We start from the raw sequence: 4,513 nt of genomic DNA on the forward strand, positions 1-4,513 counted from the left end.
TGTCCTCCGTCATCCAATCGAGGCGTTTGACAGCGAACCCAGCCGTCCCGGCTTTCTTGCCAGCGAACCTAGTCGCGCGAGGTGAGCGCGCTGGGGGTGCTGGGTGGCCGTACCGATCGGGGTGGATCTTGCGGAGCCGTACGTAGAGCTGTCGTACGTGGATGCTGTACGCGAGCGGCGGCGGAGTCCGCTGCTGGACTGCGTGACGGACCGGTTCGAGGACGTGCCTGCGGTGCGGCCGTTTCGCTGGTCGCGTGGTGAGCGTCACTTCCCGGGCTGGTACTGGGCGGCGACGACCGGCCAGCACGTCGGTTTCGAGTCGTGGCTGGAGCGGGACCGGCTTGTGCTGATGGATTTCGACCCCGATGTGGTGGGGATCGCCTCGCAGCCGTTCTGGCTGCACTGGCACGACGGCGAGCGTGAGCGTCGGCACGCTCCGGACTATTTCGTACGTCGCGTGGACGGCTCTGCGGTGGTCGTTGATGTCCGTGCTGATGAGCGGATCGGGCCGAGAGACGCGGAGGCATTCGATGTCACCCGTCTGGCCTGCGGCCAAGCGGGGTGGAGTTTCGAGCGAGTCGGGGTGCCGGAGGCGGTGCTGCTGGCGAATGTCCGATGGCTGTCGCGTTACCGGCACCCCCGGTGTCTGCGCGGGACGGTCCAGGACCAGCTTCGGGAAGCTTTCGCGGCCCCGGTCCCCTTGATGGCCGGCGCCGATGCAGCTGGTGACCGGCTTGGGACACTCCCCGCCCTGTTCCATCTCCTCTGGCTTCAAGAGCTGGTCGCCGAGGGACTGGCGGTCGAGTTGCTGGGGCCGTCCACTGTCGTGCGCTTGGCAGGCGGAGGTGACCGATGACGGAGGTGGGAAGAGGGCGGCGGGTGCCTGCGACGGCCAGGCTCGCGGAGTTCCCGAAGACCGCTGCCGATCAGGCCCGCTGGTGGGAGAAGCACATTCTGGAGGTTCTGGACGGCCTGCCGCCGGATGCTCCCGTGGGGATGGCGCCGCGGTCGGAGTTCGACCCGGAACGGAACTCGCTGGCCCAGCGCGAGCGGGCCAAGGCAGCCGAGTTGACGGCGGCCGGGCATGCGATGACGGCCAGCGGGATCAAGCAGCGGCGCCAGCGCTACCAGCGTGACGGGCTGGTCGGACTGGCCGACGGCCGGTCGGCGAAGCAGATGCCGTCCTTCGGCCGGGTGGCCCCGGCGGTGGTCGAGGCGATGCGGCAGGCGATCGACGAGACAGCCGAGGCGTCGTCGAAGACGATCGGCTTCGTGGTCTGGCGGGCTACCCAGATCCTGGCCTCCCGCGAGGACGCGCAGGACATCGAGATTCCCTCGCAGCGCACGCTCTACCGGCTGTTTGACAAGCTGGCCACCGGCACTCATGCGACGGGCTCGGCGACCACGCGCCGTTCGGTGAATGCGCGTCCGGCCGGGCCGTTCGGGGAGGTGCCGGCCTGCGCGCCCGGCGAGTGGATGCAGATCGACTCGACGCCGCTGGATGTGCTGGTGCGGCTGGACGACGGCATTGCCGAGAAGGTCGAGCTGACGGCCATGATCGACCTTGCGACCAGGTCACTGGCCGCCGCGGTGCTGCGACCGACGACGAAGGCGGCCGACGCTTCAGCTCTCCTGGCCCGAAGCATCACCCCTGACACTATGCGTCCCGGCTGGTCGGAAGCCCTTCGGATGTCGAGATCGGTGCTGCCACACCGGCGGCTGCTGGCTCTGGACGAGCGGCTGGAACATGCCGCTGCGAGGCCGGTGATCGTGCCGGACACGATCGTCTGCGACCACGGCAAGGTCTTCATCTCGAACAACTTCCGTGCCTCGTGCCGCTACTTGGGCATCACTCTCCAGCCGACCCACAAGGCGTCGCCTTTCGAGAAGGGCGCGATCGAGAAAACGCTGGGTTCGGTGGCCACCTTGTTCGCGCAGTTCGTCGCGGGTTACACCGGCCGGTCAGTGGACCGCCGGGGCCGGGGCCTGGAGAACGGACCGCTGTGGTCCCTGCCCGAGCTCCAGGGCCTGCTGGACGAGTGGATCGTCATCTGGCAGAACCGTCCGCACGATGCACTGCGGGACCCGGACTCACCGAAGCGGGCGTTCACGCCGAATGAGAAGTACGCGATGCTGCTGGAGTCCTGCGGCTATGTCCCGGCACCGTTCAGCGGCGAGGACTACGTCGAGTTGCTGCCCGAGCGCTGGCAGGCGATCAACTCCTACGGCATCCGGATCAACCACCGCACCTACGACGACGGCGAGCTGACCCCGTTGCGCCGCCAGCACTCCGGAGTGGTGGAGAAGAAGGGGCTATGGGAGATCCACTACGACCCCTACGACGTCTCCCGGATCTGGGTACGCGACCGCCGCAGCGAGCCAGCCCGGTGGATCACCGTGTTCTGGAAGCACCTGCACCGCGTCGGCGTCCCTTTCGGCGAGATGGCATGGGACCACGCCCGCGCACAGGTCCCGGGCGGGACAGAGGCACAGATCGCTGATGCCGCCGCTGCCCTGCTGCGGCGGGCCCACGACGGCCCTGCCGCGGAAGCAGACCGCCCGGCCAGACGCCCGAAGCGGGACAGGCGGGTCGCCGCCCACACCCGGGCCACCGCCACCGGCCGACCGGTCCCTGACCCGCCGACGGTCAAGCCCGCACCCGACGACGAGGCTGGCACCGAGGCCGCGAGGGTAATCCCGCTGGGCCTGTTCGATCCGCTCGCCAACCCCTGGAGACGCACGTGACCCTGGCTGAACCAGCGACCCGACACCCCGCACTGCACAAGGTCGATGCCGAGGCCAACCGGCAGCTGACCACCCTGGACGGCTGGCGGAAGTTCGTCGAGGGGCCTCCCCCACCACCAGTGCTTCTGTCGCCCCGTGATCTGCGGCTCCGGACGCCGGTCGAGCGGGACCTTTACGACGACGACCGGCTGGACCATCACGCTCGGATGCTTGTGGTTGCCACCTCATTCGTCGAAAAGACCGTGGTCTGCGGCCGTCGTCTGGTTCTACTCAACCGGCATGCGATCAGCGCTCGCCGCGGCCTGATGGTCTCCGGGCTCCCCGGAACGGGCAAGACCAGCGCCATCACCCAGCTCGGACGCGCGCACGAACTCCTCGACCGGGCCCGCCATCCGAATGTTCCCGACCGCATCCCGGTGCTTTACGTCACCGTCCCGCCCGCTGCGACCGCCCGCATGGTCGCTGCGGAGTTCGCCCGATTCCTCGGCCTGCCGGTCCGGCACCGGTCAAACATGACGGACATCATCGAAGCCGTGGTCGGCGTCTGCACCGACACCCGCACCGGCTTGGTGCTGGTCGACGAGATCCACAACATCTCGCAGGTCACCCGGGCAGGCGCCGAAGTGTCCGACACCTTGAAGTACTTCTCCGAGCGCATCCCCGCGACGTTCGTCTACGCAGGCATCGACATCGAGAACAGCGAGCTTCTGGCCGGCACTCGGGGCGCGCAGATCGCGGGCCGCTTCACGCTGGTCCCCACCCGTCCGTTTCCTTATGGCGACGAGTGGAAGGGGCTGGTCGCGACCTTGGAGGAGACCTTGCTCCTGCACGATCATCCACCAGGCACGCTGGTCAAACTGGACCGCTATCTCCACAACCGGACCGACGGCATGATCGGCGCGCTTTCCCACGCCATCCGGGGGGCCGCGATCGACGCCATCCTCAACGGCACCGAACGCGTGACCAAGGACGGGCTCGACGCAATCCCTCTGGACCACACGGCAGAAACCCCCAAGACTCCGCTGAAGAAGACGGCACACCGGTGACCACAGCGTTCCCCCGGAGTCTGGCCCGGCTCCCTATCCAGGTCGCGCCACGGCTCGGAGAGTCAACCGACTCCTACATCCGCCGGCTGGCCCGCGCGAACCACCTCAAGCCCAGCTACCTGCACTGCTTCCTCTGCGGTCCGCCTCAATGGTTCGGAAAGCCCCATCTCGAAAGTCTCGCCATCGTCTCGGGCCGGTCTCCCGCAGCCCTGGAACGGGCACTTGCAGACGCCAGCTCACCACGCGGACGCTCCAAGCCGAACCCTCGCTACCCCAGCAGGAACCCCTTCCGCGAGCGCCTCGACCTTCCAGTCCTCATCGCCAACGATGCCCGCAGGGGCATGACGATCCGCTCACTGGCCGAGCACTACAAAGTCCCGCCACGGGCAATCCGTGTCGCGCTGGACACCTCACGCCCAGCCGAACGGGAAGTCTCCCGGGGAAGGGACCCGCTCAGAGGCAGGCTCATCGGTCTGATCGACAGCATGAGCACCGACAACCTCAACGTCAGGGGCATCTGGACCAAGCTCATGGACGAGCATGATTACTCGGTCTCCTACGCATCCATCCGCTACCACCTCAAGCACCAACAGGACCAGGGGCCCTGCGCCGGAGACGAAACAACCCAGCGCGAAGCCAACCATCCATTCGAGGCTCTGCCAATCAACACAGTCGCCGCAGATCGGCGCTCCCCCATCGACTAACTACGTTGTCCAAGGACA

4 protein-coding genes are annotated in these 4,513 nt (G+C 67.6%); all 4 read left to right on the top strand.

Going from position 1 to position 4,513, the window contains the following annotated elements:
* The first annotated feature begins 103 nt into the window (after positions 1-103).
* Positions 104-856 (top strand): TnsA-like heteromeric transposase endonuclease subunit, encoded by a 753-nt coding sequence (locus K6I33_RS32255; protein WP_229358117.1) that lies wholly within the window; start codon positions 104-106, stop codon positions 854-856.
* Complete coding sequence (locus K6I33_RS32260) at positions 853-2,745, top strand: Mu transposase C-terminal domain-containing protein (protein WP_229358119.1); 1,893 nt, start codon at positions 853-855, stop codon at positions 2,743-2,745. The genes K6I33_RS32255 and K6I33_RS32260 overlap by 4 nt, the downstream gene beginning before the upstream one ends.
* Positions 2,742-3,791, top strand: coding sequence for an ATP-binding protein (locus tag K6I33_RS32265; RefSeq protein WP_229358121.1), 1,050 nt, complete (start codon positions 2,742-2,744; stop codon positions 3,789-3,791). The genes K6I33_RS32260 and K6I33_RS32265 overlap by 4 nt, the downstream gene beginning before the upstream one ends.
* Before the next feature lie 485 nt (positions 3,792-4,276).
* Positions 4,277-4,495: a hypothetical protein gene (locus K6I33_RS32270; RefSeq protein ID WP_229358123.1), complete on the top strand. Its 219-nt coding sequence runs from the start codon at positions 4,277-4,279 to the stop codon at positions 4,493-4,495.
* The last annotated feature ends 18 nt before the right edge of the window (positions 4,496-4,513 follow it).

It is taken from the genome of Streptomyces sp. UNOB3_S3, from assembly GCF_020740895.1.
Classification (GTDB): domain Bacteria; phylum Actinomycetota; class Actinomycetes; order Streptomycetales; family Streptomycetaceae; genus Streptomyces.